Origin of the sequence: Natronolimnohabitans innermongolicus JCM 12255 (genome assembly GCF_000337215.1) — an archaeon.
Classification (GTDB): domain Archaea; phylum Halobacteriota; class Halobacteria; order Halobacteriales; family Natrialbaceae; genus Natronolimnohabitans; species Natronolimnohabitans innermongolicus.
Window position 1 is genome coordinate 1 of record NZ_AOHZ01000021.1, and the last position, 23665, is coordinate 23665.

Annotated in this window: 21 protein-coding genes; 7 read left to right on the top strand and 14 right to left on the bottom strand. The window is 65.4% G+C overall.

Features of this window, described 5'->3' with window-relative positions; all coding sequences use genetic code 11:
- The 6 genes from C493_RS04530 to cbiG all read right to left on the bottom strand — a co-directional run.
- The coding region (locus C493_RS04530; protein WP_007258229.1) for a sirohydrochlorin chelatase at positions 1 to 657 on the bottom strand (657 nt) is incomplete at its 3' end.
- A 26-nt stretch (positions 658 to 683) separates the two neighbouring features.
- Positions 684 to 1433 (bottom strand): hypothetical protein, encoded by a 750-nt coding sequence (locus C493_RS04535; protein WP_007258230.1) that lies wholly within the window; start codon positions 1431 to 1433, stop codon positions 684 to 686.
- Positions 1430 to 1696, bottom strand: coding sequence for a ferredoxin (locus C493_RS04540; protein ID WP_007258231.1), 267 nt, complete (start codon positions 1694 to 1696; stop codon positions 1430 to 1432). The genes C493_RS04535 and C493_RS04540 overlap by 4 nt, the downstream gene beginning before the upstream one ends.
- A 28-nt stretch (positions 1697 to 1724) precedes the next feature.
- A complete protein-coding gene (cobJ, locus tag C493_RS04545) occupies positions 1725 to 2774 on the bottom strand; it encodes a precorrin-3B C(17)-methyltransferase (RefSeq protein WP_007258232.1) in 1050 nt (349 codons plus the stop codon).
- Between the two features lie 21 nt (positions 2775 to 2795).
- Positions 2796 to 3686: a precorrin-3B C(17)-methyltransferase gene (locus tag C493_RS04550; RefSeq protein WP_007258233.1), complete on the bottom strand. Its 891-nt coding sequence runs from the start codon at positions 3684 to 3686 to the stop codon at positions 2796 to 2798.
- Positions 3683 to 4654 (bottom strand): cobalt-precorrin 5A hydrolase, encoded by a 972-nt coding sequence (gene cbiG, locus C493_RS04555; protein WP_007258234.1) that lies wholly within the window; start codon positions 4652 to 4654, stop codon positions 3683 to 3685. The genes C493_RS04550 and cbiG overlap by 4 nt, the downstream gene beginning before the upstream one ends.
- A gap of 243 nt (positions 4655 to 4897) precedes the next feature.
- On the opposite strand from cbiG, the gene C493_RS23215 reads away from it, so the two are divergent.
- A complete protein-coding gene (locus tag C493_RS23215; protein ID WP_152421094.1) occupies positions 4898 to 5845 on the top strand; it encodes a hypothetical protein in 948 nt (315 codons plus the stop codon).
- A gap of 6 nt (positions 5846 to 5851) precedes the next feature.
- Positions 5852 to 6694: a hypothetical protein gene (locus C493_RS04565; protein WP_007258236.1), complete on the top strand. Its 843-nt coding sequence runs from the start codon at positions 5852 to 5854 to the stop codon at positions 6692 to 6694.
- An 80-nt stretch (positions 6695 to 6774) separates the two neighbouring features.
- Here the strand turns inward: C493_RS04565 and C493_RS04570 are convergent, their stop codons facing one another.
- The 4 genes from C493_RS04570 to C493_RS04585 all read right to left on the bottom strand — a co-directional run bounded on the left by C493_RS04570 (position 6775) and on the right by C493_RS04585 (position 10262).
- Positions 6775 to 7680, bottom strand: a complete 906-nt coding sequence (locus tag C493_RS04570) for a cobalt-precorrin-4/precorrin-4 C(11)-methyltransferase (RefSeq protein ID WP_007258237.1) — start codon at positions 7678 to 7680, stop codon at positions 6775 to 6777.
- 2 nt (positions 7681 to 7682) lie between these two features.
- Positions 7683 to 8504 carry a cobalt-factor II C(20)-methyltransferase gene (locus C493_RS04575; protein WP_007258238.1) on the bottom strand — a complete coding sequence of 274 codons (822 nt, stop codon included), beginning with the start codon at positions 8502 to 8504 and terminating at the stop codon, positions 7683 to 7685.
- Positions 8501 to 9145 carry a precorrin-6Y C5,15-methyltransferase (decarboxylating) subunit CbiT gene (gene cbiT, locus C493_RS04580; RefSeq protein WP_007258239.1) on the bottom strand — a complete coding sequence of 215 codons (645 nt, stop codon included), beginning with the start codon at positions 9143 to 9145 and terminating at the stop codon, positions 8501 to 8503. The genes C493_RS04575 and cbiT overlap by 4 nt, the downstream gene beginning before the upstream one ends.
- Before the next feature lie 190 nt (positions 9146 to 9335).
- Positions 9336 to 10262, bottom strand: coding sequence for a ferritin family protein (locus C493_RS04585; RefSeq protein ID WP_007258240.1), 927 nt, complete (start codon positions 10260 to 10262; stop codon positions 9336 to 9338).
- 668 nt (positions 10263 to 10930) lie between these two features.
- Between C493_RS04585 and C493_RS04595 the strand changes: the two genes are divergently transcribed.
- The 3 genes from C493_RS04595 (at position 10931) to katG (ending at position 16209) form a co-directional block, all read left to right on the top strand.
- Positions 10931 to 12400: a flippase gene (locus C493_RS04595; protein WP_007258242.1), complete on the top strand. Its 1470-nt coding sequence runs from the start codon at positions 10931 to 10933 to the stop codon at positions 12398 to 12400.
- A 108-nt stretch (positions 12401 to 12508) separates the two neighbouring features.
- Complete coding sequence (locus C493_RS04600) at positions 12509 to 13852, top strand: RimK family alpha-L-glutamate ligase (RefSeq protein WP_049889130.1); 1344 nt, start codon at positions 12509 to 12511, stop codon at positions 13850 to 13852.
- Positions 13853 to 14025: 173 nt separating this feature from the next.
- On the top strand, positions 14026 to 16209 hold the full coding sequence (gene katG, locus C493_RS04605) for a catalase/peroxidase HPI (protein WP_007258244.1): 2184 nt from the start codon (positions 14026 to 14028) through the stop codon (positions 16207 to 16209).
- A 196-nt stretch (positions 16210 to 16405) separates the two neighbouring features.
- Here katG and C493_RS04610 read toward each other — a convergent pair whose 3' ends face one another.
- From C493_RS04610 to C493_RS04620, 3 genes are all read right to left on the bottom strand, one after another.
- A complete protein-coding gene (locus tag C493_RS04610) occupies positions 16406 to 17809 on the bottom strand; it encodes a hypothetical protein (RefSeq protein ID WP_049889131.1) in 1404 nt (467 codons plus the stop codon).
- A gap of 270 nt (positions 17810 to 18079) precedes the next feature.
- The gene (locus tag C493_RS04615; RefSeq protein ID WP_007258246.1) at positions 18080 to 18673 is read right to left on the bottom strand and encodes a DNA-3-methyladenine glycosylase family protein; all 594 of its coding nucleotides are present in this window, start codon (positions 18671 to 18673) and stop codon (positions 18080 to 18082) included.
- A 56-nt stretch (positions 18674 to 18729) separates the two neighbouring features.
- On the bottom strand, positions 18730 to 20607 hold the full coding sequence (locus C493_RS04620; protein ID WP_049889132.1) for an L-aspartate oxidase: 1878 nt from the start codon (positions 20605 to 20607) through the stop codon (positions 18730 to 18732).
- 144 nt (positions 20608 to 20751) lie between these two features.
- Between C493_RS04620 and C493_RS04625 the strand changes: the two genes are divergently transcribed.
- The gene (locus C493_RS04625) at positions 20752 to 21279 is read left to right on the top strand and encodes a metal-dependent hydrolase (protein WP_007258248.1); all 528 of its coding nucleotides are present in this window, start codon (positions 20752 to 20754) and stop codon (positions 21277 to 21279) included.
- An 81-nt stretch (positions 21280 to 21360) separates the two neighbouring features.
- Positions 21361 to 21582 carry a hypothetical protein gene (locus C493_RS04630; RefSeq protein ID WP_007258249.1) on the top strand — a complete coding sequence of 74 codons (222 nt, stop codon included), beginning with the start codon at positions 21361 to 21363 and terminating at the stop codon, positions 21580 to 21582.
- 14 nt (positions 21583 to 21596) lie between these two features.
- On the opposite strand, the gene C493_RS04635 is transcribed toward C493_RS04630, so the two are convergent.
- Positions 21597 to 23665, bottom strand: a 2069-nt coding sequence (locus tag C493_RS04635) for a heavy metal translocating P-type ATPase (protein ID WP_007258250.1), incomplete at its 5' end; no start/stop codon positions are given.

The following is a 23665-nucleotide window of genomic DNA, read 5'->3' on the forward strand; positions in this document are numbered from 1 at the left end:
GAGTACGCCGTCGCCGAGCATGTACGGCAACACGACGATCGCGTCGGGTCGGTGCTTCGAGAGTCCGTGGAGCGTCTCCTCGAGCGTCGGCTCCGTGACGCCGATGAACGAGGCCTCGACGCGGGAGAACTCGCGACCCTCGTAGAGCAAGCGGGCGAGTTTGTGGACGTCGCCGTTGGCGTCGGGATCGCTCGAGCCCCGCCCGCAGCAGACGACGGCGACGTCATCGGCGTCGCGGTCGACGCCCAGGTCGGCCTCGACGGCGGCCGCGCGGTCGTCGAGCAGGTCCAGGATTGCGGGGTGGATACCGAGGTGCGTCCCGTTGTCGATTTCGACGTCGTACGTCGCGCGGGCCTGCTCGATCGCCAGCGGCACGTCGTTTTTCACGTGGCTCGCCGCGAACAACGAGCAGTGGACGACCGTTACGCGCGAGGCGACCGGCTCGAGGCCGGCGAACGCGTCGTCGATCGCCGGCTCCGCGAGTTCGAGGAACGCGGCGTCGACGGGGATGTCCAGGCGGGACTCGAGGCCGGCGGCCAGCTCTCGGACTTGCTCGTTTGACTTCTCCCGGCGGGAGCCGTGGCCCACGAGCAAGACGGCCTCGTCGTCGAAAGCGGCCGTCGCGGTCGCGGATCGTGATTCGTCGGGTGTGCTCATTGATGGGGGTAGCGGTGTCGCGGTCGTTACTCGTCGTACGCGTCGGCCTGCTCGAGGCTCCGCTCGAGCTTTCGGCGGCGGCTCGGGGCGAACAGTCCGGTCTCCTCGCAGTCCGCGTAGAGCCAGGATCCGAACTCGGGTGCGGCGTCGTCGTCGACGCCGAACCAGTAGCCGCCCGACGACGTCTCGCCGAGCTCGCCGTAGGGTGCGTTCGCGGGGCAGTCCTCGAGCAGTTCCTGGATCGCCGCGAGTAGTTCTCGGTCGTCGTGGACGAACGAGATGCCGACCGTTCCGCTCGAAGATTTGAAGCAGACCGTGCCACAGCCCTCGAGCAGCCCTCGCAGGAGTTCGCGGTCGTGACTCGAGAAGGCCCCGAAGCGGTAGTTTCCGCGGCCGTCGACGGGGAGGCCGAGCGCGCCGCTGCGGCCGAGCAGGTTCGATTCGTCATCGTCGACCTCGGCGTTGCCGTCGCCGCGTTCGGCGCCGATCGAGAGCGTGTACTCGTCTTCGGTACGGGTGATCGAGGTGTCGTGTGCGTACTCGCGGGTCGTGGTGTCGTGTGCGAGGTCGCCGCCGGCGACGGCCGCGAGCACCTGCGCGGATTCCTCGTCGGTGGTCACGACGTCGATACCGTCGTCCGAGACGTCGCCGCTGCCGGCGACGTGACCCCAGAAGTACGCCGTCGCGGGGTGGCCCGCGAGCGGGTCGGCCGGGACCTCGATCTCGAGCGGGGCCGCTCCGTCGCCGTCGTCGGTACCGGCGACAGCGTCGCTCATTCGCCCACCTCCTCGACGACGATGGCGTCGGTCGGACAGGCTGCAGCGGCCTGTCTCGCCTCGTCGATTCGGTCGTCGTCGAACGCCGCGACGACGCGCTCTGGGGTGTCGGTCACGTCGCCCTCGCAGTCGTAGATCGGGTCCGCGTTCGGGTCGATCGTCGCCAGGCCGTCCTCGCCCTCGACGAACCGCGGGTCTCGGGTCAGGCAGGCGAAGATGCCGTCGCAGGCGTCTTTCTCGACGGAGACTTCGTATCGTGTCATTGTGTGTCGTGAGTGTCGGCGTCAGCGTTCAGTAGTCGTACTTCGTCTCGTAGCCCCGCGGCGTCACCATCCGGTCGTCCCAGACGTAGGTGTCCTCGGTGCCGACGACGATCGTCGTCGTCATGTCGATGATTTCGTGCTCGCCGAGTTCCTCGAGTTCGGCGAGTTCGGTGATCATCACCTGCTCGTCCTCGCGGCCGGCACCGTGGACGATGCCGACCGGCGTGTCGGGCTCGCGGTGGGTCAAGAGGATTTCACAGGCTTTCTGGAAGTTCTCGCGGCGCTTGCGGCTCCAGGGGTTGTAGATCGTGATCGTGAAGTTCTCGCTGGCGACGGAGTGAAGCCGGGACTCGATCTCGGGCATCGGGACGAGGTGGTCCGACAGCGAGACCGAGACGGTGTCGTTCACCAGCGGCGCGCCGAGGCGCGCCCCGCAGGACTGGGCCGCGGGGACGCCCGGAATCACTTCGAAGTCGACCATCGACGCCGTCGCGCCCTTCGACTCCAAGATCTCGAGGGCCAGCCCAGCGAGCGCGTAGACGTTCGGGTCGCCGCTGCCGACGATGGCGACGTCGTTGCCCGCGAGCGCGCGGTCGATCGACTCCTCCGTGCGGGAGACCTCGCCGCACATCGGCGTGTCGTAGATGTCGTCGGCCTGCTCGGTGATCTCGTCCGGGATGAGCTCGATGTAGGTCGTGTAGCCGACGATGTGATCGGCCTCGAACAGTGCGTCCTTCGCGCGCTGGGTCATCCCCTCCGGGTGGCCGGGACCGAGCCCGACGGCGAGGAGTTGGCCGGGGTCGGCGTCGAAATCTTCGATCGTGGCGCCCACTTCCTGTTCGTTGCTCGAGTCGTCCGAACTCGAGTTCGAGGCGCCGCATTTAGAGCCGCTCGAGTCCGTCGCGTCGCTCGAAGAGCCACCGCATTTGGACCCGCTCGAGCCGTCCGAACCGCTCGAGGAGGCGCCACACTTCGAGCCACTCGATGCTGTTTCCGCCTCGGTTTCGGCAGTGCTCGAGGAGGCGCCGCAGTTCGATGTCGATTCGTCGTCAGCGTCCGCGTTGGTGTCCGTGCTCATTGGTGTGTCGGGTATGGAGGTTCAGAAGTCGTCGACGTCACGCCCGCCGCGGGGGGTGACGAGGTACGTTCGATCGTCGTTGCGCCAGGTTTCGGTCTCGTGGGTGCCGATGATCAGCGAGGAGCCCATTCCGGAGACCTTCTCGTCGTGGTCGGCGGCCTCGCCGAGGGTCGTAACGAACTCGCTCTCGCCGTTTCGGCCGGCGTCCTCGCGGCCGGCGTCGTTGACGATGGCCACGAGGGCGTCGTCGGTCCGCTCCTCGCGGACGATCTCGACCGCCCGCTCGTAGTTTCGCCAGCAGTTGTAGAGGACGATCACGAAGTCCGAAATCGCGGCCGCTCGAAGCTTCTCCTCGATCTCCTCCCAGCCGCGCCACTTGTCCGACAGCGAGACCGTACAGAAGTCGTTGCACAGCGGCGCGCCGACGTTGGCTGCGCCGCCGAGCGCCGCCGTGAGACCGGGAACGATCTCGATCGGCACGTCCGTCGCCGACTCCTCCTCGGCCATCGTGAAGATGAGGTCCGACTTGCCGTAGACGGAGGGATCGCCGCCGGAGACGTGCGCCACGTCCTTTCCTTCGCGGACGTAGTCGAACGCCGCACGGGCGAGTTCGATCTGGCGCCCCATCGACGAGCGGACGATCTCCTGTTCGAAGCCGTCCTCGCGCGTGGCGATGCCGTCCTCGTCCGTTCGCTCCTCCGAGGGGATGGTCCCGTCGTCGCGAAGGAACGCCTGGTAGAGGGTCGAGGCGATGACGACGTCGGCCGACTCGATGACGCGCTTTGCCTTCACGGTCATGTGGTCCGGCAGCCCGGGACCGATGCCGACGACGTAGAGGGTGCCGTGATCGTCGGGGGTGCCCGCGGCCTCGGTCTCGGTCTCGGCCTCGGCGTTCGTATCGTCGACGCTCATCGGCCGATCGCCACCGTGACCTCGTTCTCGTAGCCGATCTTCTCGAGGACCAACTCCCGCTCGGCTCCGCCGGCGATCGCACTCGCCTCGGAGACGCCGGGCCAGCCGATCAGCTCCTTCGACTTCGAGGGCGTCGGCCCCTCGTGAGCGAGCAGCGTTTCCTTATCGAAGGCGACGACGCCGAGGTCGAGTTCAGTAGCGGCCTCGAGCAGGCCTTCCTCCTCTTCCTTCCGCGTCGCGGTGGCGACGAACTCGACGTCCTCGAGGTCGTAGTCGGTCTGTGCGAGGGCTTCCTCCCACGCGGCGAGAAACGCCTCCGCGCTCGCGCCGGAGACGCTGCCGGTGCCGAGGACGATTCCGTCCTGCGTGTTGCGCTTGAGCACCGTCACGTCGTCGCCGACGAGGACGGCCTTCGGCCCCTCGAGTCGCTCGACGGGGCCCAGATCATCGTCGAGGACGGCGAGGTTCGTCTTCACGGTCGAGTCGCCGTTGACGACGTGGGCGTCCATCGCCTTCGCGCGGGACTCGACGCCCTGCTTGCCCGCCGCCTCGGAGGCGGTGGTCATCGCCGGCACGGCCCCCATCGTTGCCAGATCCTGTGCGACCTGGTTGGCGCCGTGGTGGCCGCCCGTGATCGGGATGGCCCACGTCAGTTCCTCGTCGACGACGCAGATCGCGGGATCGTCCCACTTGTCGTCCAACAGGTGGGCCGTCTTGCGCATCGCGATCCCCGAGGCCATGAGGCCGATAAAGCAGTCGTACTCGCCCCAGTGCTCCTCGAAGACGTCGCCGTGGTACTCGATGATATCGATCGTCTCGTAGCGGTCCTCGAGTTCCGACTGGATCTCCTCGGCGGTCTCCATCTTCCGGCCGAAGGAGACGATCGCGATCTCCTCGGCGACTTCGCCGTCCGAGTCCGGCGTCGAACAGTGCCCGCTGCTGTCCTCCGACTCCGAACCGGAACTCATCGTCTCACCTCGTTGCGTGCGATCGGTCGTTGCGACTTCACGGTCACCACCACGCAGCCCTCCCTAATACAACCTACGTTTCTTTTGTGAAAGGCTACTTTGGTAGGTCGTCGAAACACTCGCGTTAATATTTATGTCCTGATTTCGAACTAATACCTATCACAATAATAACTGTGGGACATAATAGTAAATAATAATATTAATACATAAAAATTTATTTATTCTGTATTATTTCTATGCTGCATGAGTCGTGAAAAACCCAACACGTCACGAAGAATTATCCTCCGATCGATTGGTTTCGGTGGTGGTCTCTCGCTTGTGCCGGCCGCAAGTGCCGTAGAGTCCTGCCTCGAATCAATCTCGGAGAACCGGTTACGCGAGGTTGCCGTCGAGGCCGCCCCGCATCCCTCCAAACCGGTCATCGCATTTACCACGATTACCGAAGACGAAGGGTATCAGCTGTACGTTGCTCGTGGTACCGAGTCTATCAACGACAAGTTAGCGGAGGAAAACGTCGTCAAACTCACTGACGCCGATGCCGGTGTTCACGGGCTCGAATGGACTCATACCCAGTGGCTCAAGTACTCGGTTGACGATCGAACTGTCGAACGGCAGGTACGATTCCATATGCCGGGGGATATCCCCGTCGCAGGAAACGAACGCGTCGTTTCGGACGAACCCCGCCCACTAAAACGCACCGGGGCCGCTTCCGAAGGCGACATCGCCGTTCAGTCGATCCCAGATATTCCGTATCCGATTGACTGTAAAGACGGCGGTAACGTCTGTTGTACCGACGTTCCGTTCATCCCTGACTGGTGCGTTCGAGCAGAGCGCGACGACGGACATAGTCCGGAGTGTCGAGGTGAAACGGTACCGGCAATGGAGCATGCCCACGTGGCAATCTTTCCGGAGGGCGACTACAGGAGTGGCGTCAACATCTGGGCTGGATACGACGGCAGATGCGTATGGGTCGGCGAGGAACACTACAGTCGTTGGTGTACAAACGTGTGTGCATCGAGCCAAGGCGAGATGCCCAGCGTCAGTGACTTACGTGACGCGTTCGAAGAAGCGATCGAACGGGCGCTCGACGCCGCTGGAATCGCCGCGCCAGCGGTCGTGGTGGCTGCGTTAGCGTACTTCCTCGCCGTTACAACGGTAACACCACCGGCTCCGGGCGTTCCGATCTTCTAACCCAGTATGTCCGATTCGCCCTCAGCGTTCGATCCGACGCACGTGTTGCTGGTCGCTCCGTCGGGCTCGCCGCTCGACCTCACCACTCGAGAGGTTGTCGAGCGGTCGAACGCGGCGCTGTTCGCGGCCCTGGAGCACGTCGACGAAGTGGACCTGTTCGTCGACCTCGAGTGGTGCGCGGAGGAGTTCCCCGAAGTGGCAGACGCGCTGGCCGCCCGCACGACGCGGATCGAGGCGGACGAGTCGAGCGCACACTTTCGAGGCGATCCGTCGGCCCTTCGTCGGGAGCTCCGATTCCTCCTCGATCGAACGACCCACCACCGGGTCGACATGGTCGATCGGATCGAACTTCGACGTGACGGCGAGATCACCGCCCGGTTCGTTCCGGCTCGCGACGAACTCGAACTGGACGCTGCCGACGAGACGGGTGTCGTCGACGCGGTTCGAACGGCCGCGACGGACGCCGGCGCCCGGCTCGTTCCGGGTGGCGTCCTGGTCGAGTGGACCGACGGCGACCGTCGTCTCCGGATCGATCCGCCGGCCCTCGACGTCGAGGGGTGGGGCGTAGCCGACCTCCGACACCTCGAGGCGGCCGTCTGCTATCCCCGGAAGCGACGGATCGAACTGCACTGGGACGACGAGTACGACGGACGGGGCCCGGACGAACCCGTCGACGCCGACGGACTGCTCGAGCGCGTGCGGTCGACGATCGCTCCGCCGCCCAGAGCGCCACCAGCGGCGACGACGGTCGAATCCGGAGCCGCGTTCGAGGCGGTCGCGGACGCGTTCCGACGGCTCGCGGAGCACTTCGAGTTCGAGGTCAGTCGGGTCGATCAGAACGAGACGTGACACGGGACCGTGAGCCCACGCCGCAGCGACCGCGTTACGTCGCGCGGTAGTTCGAACGGCTGCTGTGGACCCCAGTCACGTCAATCGGACGAGGCCTCGTCCTCCGACGCCGCGTCGCTCGAGTCCGCACCCCGGTTCGCCCAGTCGCCGTAGAGGAACGAGCGCTCGTAGCCCGCGCCGGTCACGGCGTCGCCGATGACGACCATCGCCGAGGCCCGGTAGCCGGCGTCCTCGACCTTGTCCGCGATATTGCCCACCGTCCCGACGATCACGTCCTCGTCCGGCCAGGAGGCGTGGTAGATCACGCCGACCGGCGTCTCGGGGTCGTGACCGTCCTCGAGCAACCGATCCATCGTGTCTCGAACCGCGTGGGTGCCCAGATAGATACAGGCCGTCACGTCGCCCATCCCGACGAACTCGGAGATGTGGTCTTCCGCCTCGGTCAGGGTCTTCCCCTGGGGTCGAGTGAACGCGACGTGGTTGGAGACCTCGTTCAGCGTGAGTTGGGTCCGTAGCGTCGCGCTCGCGGCGAACGCGGAGGTGACTCCCGGCACGAAGTAGGTCGGGACGCCCTCGTGCTCTAAGGCGTCCATCTGCTCGAGCGCGGCGCCGTAGATCGCGGGATCGCCGCTGTGCAGGCGGACGACGTTCTCGCCGTCCTCGTAGGCGTCCCGCATGAGGGGGATGAGTTCCTCGAGGTCCTTGCCGACCGAGTTGACGAGTTCCGCGTGATCGCAATACTCGTCCAGGAGTTCGCTGTTGACCAGCGAGCCCGCGTGGACGACGAGGTCGGCTTCCTCGAGCAGTTCCTTGCCCGCGACGGTCAGCAGCCGCGGATTGCCGGGACCGGCGCCGACGAAGGGGATGCCCTCCTGCTCGTCGCCGGCGTTGTGCTCGAAGATGCGGTCGTCCAGCTCCTTGCGGCGGCGCTCGCCCTGCGAGTCGATCGCGTCCTGGGGGTCGTCGTTCGTGGATTCGTCCGTCATACTCAGTGGCCTCCGCAGTCGCCGTGGGCACAGCCCTCGGCTCGCTCGAGTGCGATCTCCGTCCCGCCATCTGCAACCGGCTCGCCGTTCGTCGTCGACTCCTCGTCGCTCGAGACGTCATCGTCGTCGGTCTGTGCCTCCCGCTGGAACGCCGCCGTCGCCTGCTCGACCTCGAGGGATTCCTTCTCGGCGTACGCCAGGGTGTAGTAGTCGCGCTCGTCGATCTCGGACGGATCGTCCGTCACCAGCGTCTCGCCCTGTTCCATGAACAGCCGGCGGCCGTAGGTCACCTCGTAGCCCGCCTCGATGAGCCCCTCGTGGGTCGCCGGCGCGTCGGTGACCTTGAACAGGATCATCCGGTCGGGACCCGTCGGGCTCGCTCCGTTGGCGGCCTCCCGCAGCGAGAGGCCGGCGCCGGCTTCGATCTCGACGCCCAGCGCGGTCGCGAAGGCCGTCACGGCGCTGACGCCGGGGACGATCTCGAGGTCCACGTCGGGATGAAAGGCGTCGATCGTTCGCCGCAGGTGGCCGAACGTGGAGTAGACGTTCGGATCGCCGAGCGTGACGAAGGCGACGTCGCCGTCGCGGGCGTTCGGGGCGATCTCCGCGGCGGCCTCCTTCCACGCCGCGCGCAGTTTCTCCTCGTCTTTCGTCATCGGGAAGTCCAGATCACCAATCTTCGACTCCGCGACGTGCTCGAGTGCGACCGAGCGCGAGAGTCGGCCCGGGGAGTAGACCACGTCGGCCTGCTCGAGTACGCGCTTGCCGCGGACGGTGACGAGGTCCGCCTCGCCGGGGCCGAGGCCGACGCCGTAGAGGGTCATCGCTCGTCACCCCGCGACGCGACTGTCTCGTCGCTCCCGGACCCGTCGGCGGCGATTTTCTTCCCGCCCCCTTCGTCGTCTTCGTCCGAATTCGGCGTCGCGCTCCCGACCAGCATGTAGACCGGGTTGTCCGCGTCGAAACTCGTCGCCCCGGCGAGTTCGTAGCCGTGGCTCACCTGGAACTGGACGACCTCCTCGAGCAGATCCCGCTTCCGGAAGGCGTCGGTCGCCCGCCCGGCGACCTCGAGTCGCGAGACGTTCATGACGATTCGGTCGACGGCGGTCTCGACGGCGTAATCGAGGACGGCCTCGAAGTTGCGGCTCCCGCCGAGAAAGAGCGCGTCGGCGTCGTCGGGCAGTCCCTCGGGTGCTTCCGCGTTGCGCACCTCGACGTCGGCCCGCACCGACTCGGCGTTCGCGGCGAGGTTCTTCTCCGTGGTCTCGAGCCGTTCGGCCTTCCGCTCGACGGCGGTCACCCGCCCGGCCCGCTGTGCGGCTTCGATGGTGACGGCCCCCGTACAGGAGCCGACCTCCGCGAAGTGGTCGTCCTCGGTGAGCGCGAGCTTCGAGCGGACGACCGCCCGGACCTCCGGTTTGGTCGGTCCGGCCTTCGCGTCGTGTGGAAGCGCGATGGGTGGCATCACCCGTGGCAACAGCAGCCGCCCCTAAAACAATTTTGTTTGGAGTAGAGCAAGTTGTATTGCGTAGGTGCGATCGGCGGCGTCCAACGAACGGGTCGGTGAGACGAGTCCGGACGGAGACGGCCTGACGGGACGGGACAGCAGTCACCGGAGTCGACGTCCCTCGAGAGCGGAAATCGGCTCGAGACGATCAGTCCGCGGCGCGTTGTGCCTGGACCGCCGCACGAACGTCGCCGTACTCGTCGAAGTGATCGCTGCCGATGTAGTCGATCGTATCCTGCAGGTACTGGGTCGTCTGCTTACCGATCTGTCGCTGGTCGTAGCCCTCGAACGGCATGTCCATCTGTGGCCCGGTGAGCAGTCGATTCTGAACGTACTCGTCGATTCGTGGTTCGTACACGTCCTGGACGATGTCGGGTTCGGCCTCGGCCAGCCGTTTCATGACCCAGCGGCCGTTCTCGATGTGGCGGGTCTCGTCCTGTCGAACCTTCCCGATAGCGGTCTGGAACGACTCGAGTACGGTCTCGCGTCCCATCTCTTCGGCTTTCAGTTCGATCATCTGGTCGAACGAGAGGTAGCCGCCGCGAGCGAGTTGCGCCTCGACGATACCCATGTAGTTCAGATAGGCTTCGCCGAGTGCGTAGACCAGTTCTCGCTGGTCGCCGCTGTTGATCGCCGCCAGTAGCTCGTCGGCGGTATCGTACAGGTCGTCCGTGCTGTAGCCCTGCTCCTGATAGCCGCCCTCGCGGTAGGGCTCGGTGTCTTGCGTCTCGAAGACCTCCTCGAAGTACCGGCTGAACAGGTCGGTGTGTTTGGCCTCCTCGTAGACCTGCTGGGCCAGGTAGATCTCCTCCTGGACGGTGTCGAACGGCATCTCGTCGTTGTCGAGTGCGTCGAGCGCCATCATGTACGGCGCGAGCGTCCGCGTTACGTCCTCTTCGCCGTCGTAAAATCCCGAGCAGGTCGCCAGGAACCGTCGCTGTTCCGCATCGGAAAACTGTTCCCAGTCGTCTTTGTCCGCCTCAAAATCGTACTGATCGGGGTCCCAGGTTCCCTCTCGCTTTCCCTTCCGATACAGTTCGTAAGGTCTCTCACGGTTACTGTAATCAATTGCCATACTCACACTAGAATGGAACCTAGGTAATGAACGTTAGTGATAGAAACGCTAATACTGTTTAAACTAGTTTATAACAATAATAGTTTCTCCCTGCTGTCACGACGGCGATCCGCCACCGAGCGACTCGAGAAACCGAGCGAACGGGCCGTTTTCGGCGTGGACGGAGAGTCGCGTACCGTGAGGTCGTACTCGGTGGCGCCGTCGTGGCCACCGTCGATGCCGTCGCCACGGATCGTCCCGTCGGCGGTGGCGGGACGGGTGCCGCCCGTCGCCTCGACTGAGTTCACGCACTCGCGTGCAACCGTCGTGCGCACGGCCGGTCCGACTTTCGGTTCGATGGCCCTACTTTCGCGGCGCGTGAAGGCAGATAGGAAGCAGCGTTTCTATCGAATTTCGAGACAGTAACGGAGCCACTACTCTCTTCGTTGACGGTAACGGAGTCATTACCTCGAACTGAACGGGACTGACCGACTGACTGCACCGTTTTGGGACGGCTACCGCCGATCGCTTCGCCTCGCGATAAGTGTCGTTTTCACCGTCGGTACGAGGATGCTACACCAGTTGTCACCGCATTACAATTGCCCGCTCGGTAGACGACTCGAGTACGTCGGGCCGCTCCACGTTCGCACGGTCGGTCGAACATAGCGACATCCACCTATGTATCTCGAATGAACAGAGACGAACACATCGTTCGCGGATTCAAAGTAACGGTCGTCGCTCGAGCGGTGTACATGATCTCGAGCGCGCTGTTGATGTTTCTGCTGGCCAGTTACCTCCTCGATCCCGACGGCTACGGGACCCTGTACTGGGTGATCGGGATCATGGCGATGGTCCAGCTGGTCGCGGATCTCGGCATCGGAAAATCCGCGGCGCGTTACTTTTCGGAGTACAGTGAGGAAGACCCTCGTCAGATCCCCCACCTCATCACGTCGACGATTACGTTCAAGATCGTCGTTATCTCGGTCGTCGCGTACGTCTTCTTGCTCTTTCACGAGCAAATTGCGGCACTCTTGCGCGATCCGTCGGTCGCGCCGTTTCTGGTGGCCGGGATCCTCTACGTCGTCGCCTACTCGTTTGCGACGTTCGCACAGATCTCCTTTCAGGGGTTCAACAACCTCGGCTACAGCGCCGGCGTTCAGGCGCTCAGCGGCGTGTTGCGACTCGCGTTCGCCGTCGGCTTCGTCCTCCTCGGACTTGGCGCGCTCGGGGCCTTCTTCGGCTACGTCATCGGCTACGCGGTCGCGGCCGTCATCGGATTGACCCTGCTGTATACGGCCTACTACACCAAGTACGATCCGGCGCCGACCTACGAAGCCGGTCTCTCGCGCCGGCTCGTCGAGTACAGCGTGCCGCTGACGGCGACCCGGAGCGCAAACGTCATCGACAAACAGGTCGACACCGTCCTCGTCGGCGCGCTCTTGAATCCGGCCGCGGTCGCGTTCTACACGCTCGGCAAGCAAATCTCCGACTTCGTCCTCTCGCCGGCCGAGGCGCTCGGCTTTACCATCTCTCCGAACTTCGGCGAGCAGAAAGCCGCCGGTCAGCTCGAGGACGCCCGTCGGATCTACGAGACCGCCCTCGAGAACACGATGTTGCTGTACATTCCGGCGGCCGTCGGCCTCGTCATCGTCGCGGATCCGTTCATCACGATGGTTTTCGGGACGGAGTACGCCGGCGCGGTCCCGGTGCTCCAGATCCTGGCCGGGTTCATCGTCCTGCAGGCGGTTACGAACCTGACCAGCGACAGTTTGGACTACCTCGGACGCGCCCGCCACCGAGCGATCGCCAAGGGGGGTACCTCCATCGCGAACTTCGTCCTGAACCTGATCCTCATTCCGACGATCGGCGTCGTCGGGGCCGCGCTCGCGACGGTCATCACGCACACGGTATACGTCGCGGTCAACCTCTACATCGTCCACCTGGAACTCGATCTCCGGGTGTTGCGGCTGACGAAATCGATCGGGCTCGTCTGCGGGATCACCGGCGTCATGGCCATCGCCGTCTTGCTCGTCGTGCCGATGGCGTCGAACTTCCTCCTGTTGCTCGGCGCGATCGCGCTCGGCGCGATCACGTGGGCGATCCTCGCGGTCCTCAGCGGGATGATCGACCCCGATCAGGTGCGTGCGGTGATCACGTGATCTCCGTTCGTGACAACCATAGTGCGTGACTGAGATCCGCCGGACGACGACACGACGCCGCCACGCGACGACGGCATACTTTTCCCCCACCTCGTTGTCTACTACACTATGTCTGTTGGCGATCCTGTCACCGTGGGGGTACTGAGCCTGCATACGAGCAAGGAAACGAAGGCGATTCTCAACGCGGTCGAAGACCTCGGCCACGACACCGAGTGGCTTCGGGCAGAGAACACGACGATCAGCGTCACCGACGGGAGCGTCGTCCTGGAACCCGACGTCGACGTGATCGCGAATCGAATGCTCCTCTCGAATACGGAACAGCCCGCCGAGGAGCTCGGTCTCGCGAACACGTTCGCACAGCTCGTCCCGACGCTCAACGAGCCGTCGACCGTGTTGACGGCGATCCATAAGCTTTCGACGGCGGCCACGCTCGCGGCCAACGACGTCCGGACCCCCGACGTCACGCTCGCGCTCAGCGGCCAGCAGCTGAACGCCGCTCGAGAGCGCTACGGCGAAGAAGCCGTCTACAAGACGGCGATCGGAACCCACGGCGGCGGCACGTGGAAGGTCGGACCGAACGATCCGATCAACGCGAAAGTCGGCAACCGCTACGCCTTCCTGCAGGAACTCATCGACCGGGACGACGACCGTCACTTCGACGCCCGCGTCTACGTCGTCGGCGGCGAGATCATCAGCGCGATGTATCGGTACGCGCCGGATAACGACTGGCGGACCAACGTTGCACTCGGCGGAAGCGTCGAGGACGCGACGGACGATCTCCCCGAAGAGGCTCGAGACATGGCCCGACGCGCGGCCGGCGCGATCGGCCTCGACTACGCGGGCGTCGACCTCGTCGAGGGCGACGAAGGCTGGTTCGTCCTCGAGGTCAACCCGACGGCGGGTTTCAAGGGCCTCTACGAGGCGACCCAGATCAGCCCGGCGCCACACATCGCCAAGTTGGCGATCGAACGCGCCGGCGGCGAGGTCGACGACGACCGCGTGGCCGACCTCTCGAACGTCCTCGACGACTCTCGGCCGACGGCCCAGCCCGTGGAGACGACGACGCCGGACGCGGAGCCGAGCGTGATCGGGTACACCGAGGAGGTCGTCCTCTCGGGAACTAGCGGTTCGAAGACGGTGCTCGCCAAGTCGGACACCGGCGCGACCCGGACGAGCATCGACACGTCCCTCGCCGCGGACATCGGTGCGGGCCCAATAAAGTCCATCACGCGCGTGCGTTCGGGGAGCAGCAAGACCGCCAAGAGCCGGCCGGTCGTCGACGTCGTCGTCGGCGTCGGCGGGAACCAACACACCGTCACCGCGAGCGTCGAGGACCGCAGCCACATGGATTATCCGGTGATCCTCGGGCGCGACATCCTCGGGAACTACCAGGTCGACGTCGGTCGGCGAGCGGACCGCGACGCGCCCGATACGCCCGAGGAAGAAGAGTAGGACGTCGACGAGTTGGCGACACGTTTCACCGGCCGGTGCGACGATCGTGGGAAGACATACCGTCGTTGTCACGCTGGAAAAGTTTATAAATGAAAAAGATCATTTGTGGCACAGCGAAGAGTTCCTTCTCCGATTAGGCAATCTTAATACGGAAAAGACACAATCCCCTGTTGATGACCAAGTCAAATCAAGACTGGTGGCCGAACCAGTTGAACGTCGACCTCCTCGATCAGAACGTTCCCACGTCCAGCCCGATGGACGAGGACTTCGACTACGCCGAGGCGTTCGAGTCGCTCGACTTCGACGAGGTGAAGTCGGACATCGAGGACGTCATGACGACGTCCCAGGACTGGTGGCCAGCAGACTACGGTCACTACGGACCGCTGTTTATTCGGATGGCCTGGCACAGCGCCGGGACGTACCGAACCAGCGACGGGCGCGGCGGCGCCTCCGGCGGTCGACAGCGCTTCGCCCCGCTCAACAGCTGGCCCGACAACGCGAACCTCGACAAGGCGCGACGAGTGCTCTGGCCGGTCAAGCAGAAGTACGGCCGCAAGCTCTCGTGGGGCGACCTGATCGTCCTGGCCGGGAACGTCGCCCTCGAGTCGATGGGATTCGAGACGTTCGGCTTCGCCGGCGGACGCGAAGACGACTACAGGCCCGACGATGCTGTCGACTGGGGTCCAGAAGACGAGATGGAAGCATCCGACCGGTTCAACGAAGAGGGTGAACTCGAAGGGGCACTCGCCGCGACCGTCATGGGCTTGATCTACGTGAACCCGGAAGGTCCCGACAGCGATCCGGATCCGGAGAAGTCCGCAGAGCGAATCCGTGAGTCGTTCGGCCTGATGGCGATGGACGACGAAGAGACGGCCGCACTCATCGCCGGCGGCCACACCTTCGGGAAGGTCCACGGTGCCGCCAACCCCGACGACCATGTCGGTCCAGAGCCCGAGGCCGCCCCGATCGACCAGCAGGGTCTCGGCTGGGAGAGCAGCCACGGCTCCGGCAAGGGAGCGGACACGATCACCAGCGGGATCGAAGGTCCGTGGAACACCACGCCAACCCAGTGGGACATGGGCTACATCGAAAACCTGCTCGAGTACAAGTGGTGGCCGGAGAAGGGTCCCGGCGGAGCCTGGCAGTGGACCACCCAGGACGGCGAACTCGACGAGGCCGCACCCGGCGCCGAGGATCCCGACGAGAAAGAGGACGTCATGATGCTGACGACGGACATCGCGCTCAAGCGCGATCCCGACTACCGCGAGATCTTAGAGCGGTTCCAGGAGAACCCCGACGAGTTCCAGGACGCCTTCGCGCGAGCCTGGTACAAGCTGATCCACCGCGACATGGGTCCGAAAGAGCGCTTCCTCGGTCCGGAAGTGCCGGACGAGGAGATGCTGTGGCAAGACCCCATCCCCGACGCCGACTACGACCTGATCGGCGACGAGGAGGTCGACGAACTCAAAGCGAAACTCCTCGACTCGGATCTTTCGGTCTCCCAGCTGGCCAAGACCGCCTGGGCCGCAGCGTCGACCTACCGCGACAGCGACAAGCGCGGCGGCGCCAACGGCGCACGCATCCGCCTCGAGCCCCAGAAGAACTGGGAAATCAACGAACCGGACCAGCTCGAGACGGTTCTGTCGACCTACGAGGAGATTCAGGAGGAGTTCAACGGCTCGCGATCCGACGACGTCCGCGTCTCGCTCGCCGATCTGATCGTGCTGGGCGGCAACGCGGCCGTCGAGCAGGCCGCTGCTGACGCCGGCTACGACGTCGAAGTGCCGTTCGAGCCGGGCCGAACCGACGCCTCCCAGGAACAGACCGACGTCGAGTCCTTCGAGGCGCTCAAGCCCAAGGCCGACGGCTTCCGCAACTACTACAGCGACGAGGCCGACCAGTCCCAGGAGGAGCTGCTGGTCGACAAGGCCGACCTGCTCGATCTGACGGCACCCGAAATGACGGTGCTCGTCGGCGGTCTGCGCACGCTGAACGTGACCTACCAGGACTCCGAACTCGGCGTGCTCACCGACCAGCCGGAGACGCTGACCAACGACTTCTTCGTGAACCTGCTCGACATGGACTACGAGTGGGAAGCGTCCGACAGCTCTCAGGACATCATGGGCTGGGAGGCGACCACCGACTCCGAAACCGACGAGGTCTTCGAGCTTCGCAACCGCGAGACGGGCGACCTCGAGTGGACGGCCACTCGCACCGACCTCATCTTCGGCTCGAACTCCCGGCTTCGCGCCATCGCGGACGTCTACGCGTCCGAGGACGCCGAGGAGAAGTTCGTCAACGACTTCGTCGACGCCTGGACCAAAGTGATGCAGGCCGACCGCTTCGACCTCGAGTAACGGAACGGACTCGCTCGAGTTTCGGTCGCCATGCGGACAGTCCCGTCCAACAATTGATTGTTCGTCGTTTTTTGATCGACCCCACCCCTCGAGAGCGTCGCCTGTCCCGATACCAGCCAATAGTCTCGAAATCGAGAGCCTCGAGACGAGGCGGACGCGGACGCGAGCGCGCTCGCGGCCCACCCTGACGCGGTTCCTACTCCGATCCGGTCTCCGTCTCGACGTCGGCGTCCTCCGCGCTCTGAATAATCACGTCGTCGTCGGTGATCTCGTTGATCTCCGATGCCTGGACGGGGTACTCTTCGCTGTCGTGACCGCCCCAGTTCAGCCGCGCTTTGAGCCGGTCGGTCAGCCCCGGCTCGGGATCGACGTAGGCCGTCTGTTCGTCCACGTGCGCGACGATTCCGATCTCCTGGCCCGTCTCGTCGACGACCGTCTTCCCTTGATCGCCGTCGTCGAGTTCGACTGGACCCGTATCGACCGTCGGCGTCTCGGTTCGCGCCTCGTCGGTTCCCGGTTCGCCGCCGGCTCCGGCGATCCCTTCGCTTCCGGCTTCGGTTCCAGTCTCGGAATCGCCCATCCCGCTCGCCTCGGTCGCCTCCGTCGGCTCACCGGCCGCCGTCCGCTCCTCGGCGTCGATCGATTCGAACTCCGCGGCGTCGATGATCTCGCCCTCGATGACGTCGCTGCCGACGACCTCCGACTCGAGGAGCTCCGTCTCCTCGAGCGTGAATCGCATCCGCGTCCGTTCGTGGATCTCGTCCTCGAGCGTTCGTCGCTCGAGGAGCTCGCTCCGGACGACGTCTCCCTCGCCGCGCTTGCTCTCGATGACCTCTCGGTCGACGATCTCGTCGGCCGAGACGTCCGCCGAGAGGACGTCGCTCTCGACGATCGAGCGCTGGACGGTATCGAGTTCGACGTCCGTCTCCACCTCGTCGCGCTCGACGTGCTCGTCGTGTTCCAGATCGACGTCGACGACGCGACTCTCGATCGTGTAGCGTTCGATCTCCTCGATCGTCTCGAGTCGCCGTTCGTCGGTCGTCACGTCGATCTCGTCGGCGGCGACGAACTCGATATCGACGACTTCCCGGTTCAGCAGCTCCGAATTGACGACGTGTCGGTCGGCGATTTCGGTGTCGACGACCTCGCTCTCGATCGTATCGCGCTCGACGATCTCGCGTTCGATCACCTGCGTCTCGACGATTTCGGTCGTCACCGTCTCGCCCTGTCGCAGCTGGTCCTCGAGGTCGCTGCGGCCGAGGTCGGCGCGGTCGAACGCCTGTTCGCGCTCGAGCAACTCGAAGTGGCCGAGTCCCTCGCGGTCGTCCGCCGGTTCGTCGTCTCGGTAGACGAACACCAGCTCCTCGTCTCGGAACGTCTCGACGAACTCGTCCCAGGTGTACTCCTCGTGATCGTCCTCGAGGTCGCCCTGCCGGGCGAAGGAGTGGCCGTGGCCGTGACCCTCGCCGCCGTGTATGGTGACGGGAACGGCGTCGCGCGTTTCGGCCCACTCGCGGATCTGTTCCGGATCGGTCGTCATTCGGCGCTGTGTCGGTTCCTCGTCAGCCATTGGATCCGATGGAGGTGTCTCGTCTGCCATGGTTTTCTCGGCGGTCGAATCACACTTGAGTCGCCGTGGCCGTCTCGGGTGTCAGTTTCTCGTTTCTTCCGACCCCGATTCCAGCCTGCATAGTCGGGCCCGTAATCGAGTGTTGTCCGGCGCGCCGGACCGATTCCCGTATCCCGAGTCGGCGATAGCACCGGATTACCATCGCAGACCGCGCTATTCGTCCCTGTACGGTAATCGTTTCAAACCGTTCGACGGCGGATAACGGTCGTTTGCACCTCGAGTGTCCCGTCGGTGGCGCCGTCAGTCCGACTCGTACTCCGCCCAGATGTACCGCGTCGCGACGCTTCGATACGGTCGCCAGGCCTCGGCGATCTCGCGCATTTGCGCGCGCGTCAGCTCTTCGTCGCCGTTTCCGTACAGCTGTTCGATACCGCGCCGAACTGCGAGGTCGCCGAGCGGGAGAACGTCGGGGCGCTCGAGCACGAACAGGAGGTACATCCGAGCGGTCCACTCGCCGATCCCTTTGATCTCGGTGAGCGCGTCGATGACCTCGTCGTTCGTGTGGTCTGCCAGCCCCTCGCGCGTGTAGTCTCGTTTCTGGAACGCGCGAGCCGCGTTCCGAACGTACTCGATTTTCTGTCGCGAGAGCCCCACCGATCGGAGCGCCTCGTCTTCCGCCTCGAGGACGGTCTCGGGCGTGACGTCGTCTCGGAGCAACTCGAAGAATCGCTCGCGGACGGCGGCCGCACTCGCCGTCGAGAGCTGCTGGTTGATAATCGAGATACAGAGCCGTTCGAACTCGTCCCAGTTCGGCTCGACGTAGGGATCGTGTTTTTCGACGAGCTCCGCCATCACGGGGTCGTCACGAAGCACGGGTTCGGCCTCGTCTAACATCTGCGTGGACGTGGGAGGGCTCGAGGCGTAAAAGGCCTCTCGGTCCCTTCAGTTCGTTACTCGAGGTGGTGGTAGTCGAGTTCGTACCCTTCCTCGAGCGCCTCGCGGACGGGATCGCTCGGTTCGGCCACGCGCCGCCGGTCGATGGCGAGTCCACCCTCGTCCGCCGAGACGAGCAGGTTGACACGCCAGTCCGCGTCGGTCTCGGGGTAGTCGGTTCGATGGTGTGCACCCCTGGATTCGGTGCGTTTCAGGGCCGCCCGAAGCATCGCTTCGGCGACGGTGAGGCTGAACGAGAGGTCGACGGCGTACTCGAACGACCGTGACGTGAGCCCGCCCTCGACGCGTAGGTCCCCCGTTCGATCGCGAAGGGCCTCGAGTTCCGCGAGTCCTGCGCGAAGCCCCGACTCGTCGCGGAGGATGCCGGCGTGAGTCCAGAGCAACTCCCCGAGGTCCGCGAGCAACGTCGTCGGCGCGACGTCGCCGTCGGCGGCCGCAAGCGACTCGAGTGCCCCGAACTCCCGCTCGGCGAGGGCCCGTTGCGCGTCGGTCACCGGCGGATCGGCGTCTGACTCGCCGACCGCGTCCGCGACGTGCTCGCCGACGAGTTTGCCGATGGCGACGGTTTCGGCGAGCGAGTTGCCCCCGAGCCGGTTCGCGCCGTGGACGCCGGCGACGGCCTCGCCGACCGCGTAGAGTCCGTCGACCCCGGTTTCGCCGGTCCGGAAGTCGACGTCGACACCGCCCATCGTGTAGTGGGCCGTCGGTGCGACTTCGATCGGTTCCGCGGTGATGTCGACGCCGAGGGACGCGAAGCGCTCGACCATCCGCGGAAGCCGCGCTCTGACGTAGTCGTCGTCGCGGTGGGTGATGTCCAGATAGACGCCGCCGTTGTCGGTGCCTCGTCCCGCTTCGATCTCCCGACCGATCGCCCGCGCGACGACGTCACGGGCGTCGAGTTCCATCTGATCGGGCGAGTACCGCTCCATGAAGCGCTCGTCGTCGGCGTTGTAGAGCCGACCCCCCTCACCCCGCACGGCTTCGGTGACGAGCCGACCGTCCCACTCCTCGCCGTAGCGTTCCCCGACCATCCCCGTCGGGTGGAACTGGACGAACTCGAGGTCGAGCAGCCGAGCGCCGACCTCGAGGGCCAGCGCCTGTGCGTCGCCGTTGTTCTCGTCGTCGCGCGAGGAGTGGCGGTCGTAGAGCGCCGAGAAGCCGCCCGCTGCGAGTACGACGTGGTTCGAACGAAACAGCAGTCCGCGCCCGCTCTCCATATCGAAGCCGGCGGCCCCGAAGACGCGTCGGCCGTCCGAGAGCAGTCGCGTGATCATCACATTCTCGCGATAGGGGACCTCGAGCGCCCGCGCGCGGTCGATGAGCGTCTCGAGCATCGCCTCGCCGGTTCGGTCGCCGACGAAGCAGGTCCGGCGGTACGACTGGGCGCCGAAGTACCGCTGGTTAATCGCGCCGTCGTCGGTTCGGTCGAAGGGCATTCCCCACTCGGCGAGTTCCCGGATCCGATCCGGCATCTCCCTGGCGGTCAGTTCGACGGCGTCGGGATCGTTCAGGTGGTGGCCCTCGTTCAGCGTATCCGCGGCGTGAATCGTCCAGTCGTCGTCCTCGTCGAGCGAGGCGAGCGCGGCGTTGATTCCGCCGGCGGCCCAGGTCGTGTGTGCGTCGCCGTGGTCTCGTTTTCCGATCACCAGCGGGTCGACGCCCGACTCGGCGAGGCTGATAGCGACGCGCGCGCCCGCTGCACCCGCGCCGACGACGAGCACCGGCGTCGTAACGACGTCGTACTCGAGATCGTCCACTGACGCCGAGTCTGTTGCTCGTTCGATACGATTTTCCACGCCTCCATCGGCTATGGCAGCCGGTTTTCGGCGCGTCTCGGACGACGATCGGCGGTCGTCAGCAGACATTTTTGTCATACATTTTACGTTAGGGCCGAGCGTATTTAGGGCTCACACCCAACGATGCAACACGGCCGAAACGGCGTCTGTAGCCCCCGTTTCGGGCGTCTATCGCCGGCCAACCTTTTACTCGCCTCGAGGCCGTAGGACCCGCCACGACGAATGCAACCAGTCGTTCACCTCGCGGTCGGCTACCTGTGTTATGCGGCCTACACGCGGTGGCGTGGGGGAACGGCGCCGGCCGACCTCCCCGCGCTCGTCGCGGTCTTTGCGGCCGGACTCGCCGACTTCATCGACAAACCGCTGTACGCGGCCGGGGTCGTCCCCGTCGGACGGACGATCGGCCACTCGCTGCTGTTCGCCGTGCCGCTGATCGCCGTCGTCTGGCTCCTCGCGGCGCGACGCGATCGCCGCGTCCTCGGCGTCGCGTTCGCGATCGGCTACGGATCCCACATCGCGACCGACATCCCCTGGCACGTTATCTCGGGCGATTTCGACGAACTCGGCTTTCTGCTCTGGCCGATCACGGAGATGCCCGCCTACACGGGCGTCAAGCCGCTCGGAACCGTCGCCGGCGTCGAGGTGACGACGCTGTGGCTCGAGGCCGTGATCCTCGTCGCCGGAGTCGCGCTCTGGTGGGCCGACGGGCGACCGGGCGTCGACGCGATCCGGCGTGCGCTCCGCGGGTGAAGTCGTCGGTCTCGGCCGCGTTCGGTTCGAACCGTCGACTCGAGGGACGACAGCTATGTCGTCTCGGATCGAACGACCGCCATGGTTCGCGTTCGACGGACGCTGGTCGGCGTCGCTCTGATTGGGTGGAGCGTCGCGCTCGTCTCGCACCTGGCGGCGCTCGAGGCGTCGGACGAACCGACTCGGACGCGCTGGACGAACCGGCGCAACCGATTCCTTCTCGTCTCGAGCGTCGCGATGAACACGACCGTCGGAATCACCGCGTACAGGTACGGAAATCGGCTCCGAGCGGCGCTCGCGTAGTCCCTGCTCGTGGCTCACACGGCCGTATCGTCGACTTCGTGGCCCTCGAGGGAGTTCCGATCGGCGCCCGCGAGTTCCTCGCGCTCGAGTTCGAGTCCGTCGGGGACCTCGGGTTCGACGTTCGCGAGTCGCATCGCGTTGCCGGTCACGCCGAGGCTCATTCCCATGTCGCCGATGACGACCGCGTGGATGACAGTGACGATACCGAACGGCGCGCCGGCCGCGAGGACGGCCTTGACCGCGAGGCTCGACCAGACGTTCTGCCGGATGACGCCGTTTGCCTTCCCGGAGAGTTCGTAGAGGTAGGGCAAGCGGGTGAGGTCGTCGCCCATCAAGGCCACGTCGGACGTCTCGAGGGCCGTGTCGGTCCCCGCGGCGCCCATCGCGACGCCGACGGTGGCGGTCGCGAGCGCGGGCGCGTCGTTGATGCCGTCCCCGACCATGGCGACGTGGGCGTTTTCGCCGCCTTCGACCTCCTCTAGCCGCCGGATCCACTCGAGTTTCTCGTCGGGCAGCAGTTCGGCGTGGTACTCGTCGATGCCGACCTCGTCGGCGATGGCGCGGGCAGTCCCCTCGTTGTCGCCGGTGAGCATCACGACGCGAACGCCCTGCTCCTGGAGTTGGGAGACCGCCCACTTCGCTTCGGGGCGGACGCGATCCGCGACGGCGATGACGCCGATCGGACGCTCCTCGGTGCCGACGACGACGACGGTCTTCCCCTCGGACTCGAGGTCGGGGACGACCTCCGCGAGGACGTCCAGACAGTCCTCGCGGTCGCACTGCGGGGTCGTTTCATACCCCATCTCGGCCAGCTCGACGCCGCCGTCGGTCGTCGCGTGGACGTGCTCGAGGTCCGCGAGGCCGTCGAACAGGTTCGGCTTCCCGACGTAGTGGGTCGTCCCGTCGACCTCGGCGCGAACGCCCTCGCCCGTCAGCGCCTCGAAGTTCGAGACCGCCGGTTCGGAGTCGCTGCCGTCGCCAGTCACTCCCGTCTCGTCGGCGTAGCCGACGATCGCCTTCCCGATCGGGTGCTCGCTCCGTCGCTCGAGGGCGCTCGCCCGCCGGAGGACGTCCTCCTCGTCGGCCCCCTCGAGGGGAATTACGTCGGTCACGGTGAGGTCGCCCTCGGTCAGCGTCCCCGTCTTGTCGACCGCGAGGACGTCGCTGTCGCCGACGGCCTCGAGGTGCTTGCCGCCCTTGATGAGCACGCCGTTGCGCGCGGCGCTCGTGATGCCCGAGACGACGCTGACCGGCGTCGAGATGACCAGCGCGCAGGGACAGGAGATCACGAGCAGCGTCAGACCGACGACGAACCAGTAGCTCCAGGACGCGCCGAAGACGAGCGGCGGAACGAACGCGGCCGCGGCCGCGAGGACGACCACGATCGGCGTGTAGACGCTCGCGAAGCGGTCGATGAACTGCTCGCGCTCGGTCTTCTCTCGTTCGGCGTCCTCGACCATGCGCACGATTCGGGCGATGGTCGACTGGTCGGCCTCGCTCTCGACCTCGACCTCGAGATAGCCCGACTCCGGAATGGTGCCGGCGTAGACCTCGTCGCCCGCGTACTTGTCCTCGGGAACGCTCTCGCCAGTGATCGGCGATTGATCGACCGCACTGGTTCCCTCGAGGACGACTCCGTCGGCCGGAATCTTCTCGCCGGGGCGGACGATCACGACGTCGCCGACCTCGAGGTCGTCGGCCGGAACGGTCTCCTCGGTGCCGTCCTCCTGGCGGATCGTTGCCGTCTCCGGCGAGAGGTCCATCAACTCGCGCAGCGAGTCCCGAGCGCGGTCCATCGAGAACCGCTCGAGCAGTTCGGCGACGCTGAACAGCACCGCGAGGATCGCCCCCTCGAAGGGGTGGTGGGCCGCCACGCTGGCGACGATCCCGAGGCTCATCAGGAAGTCGATGTCCAGGCTGCGGTTTCGCAGGGAGTAGTAGCCGTTGCGGAGGATCGGCGTCCCGGCCACGACGACGGCGCCGATAAACAGCAGGTGCGAGAGCGCGTACGTTCGACCGGCGACGGTTCCGATCGCCGGATCCGCACCCGTAACGACGAACTCGAGGGCCTGTCTCTTATACA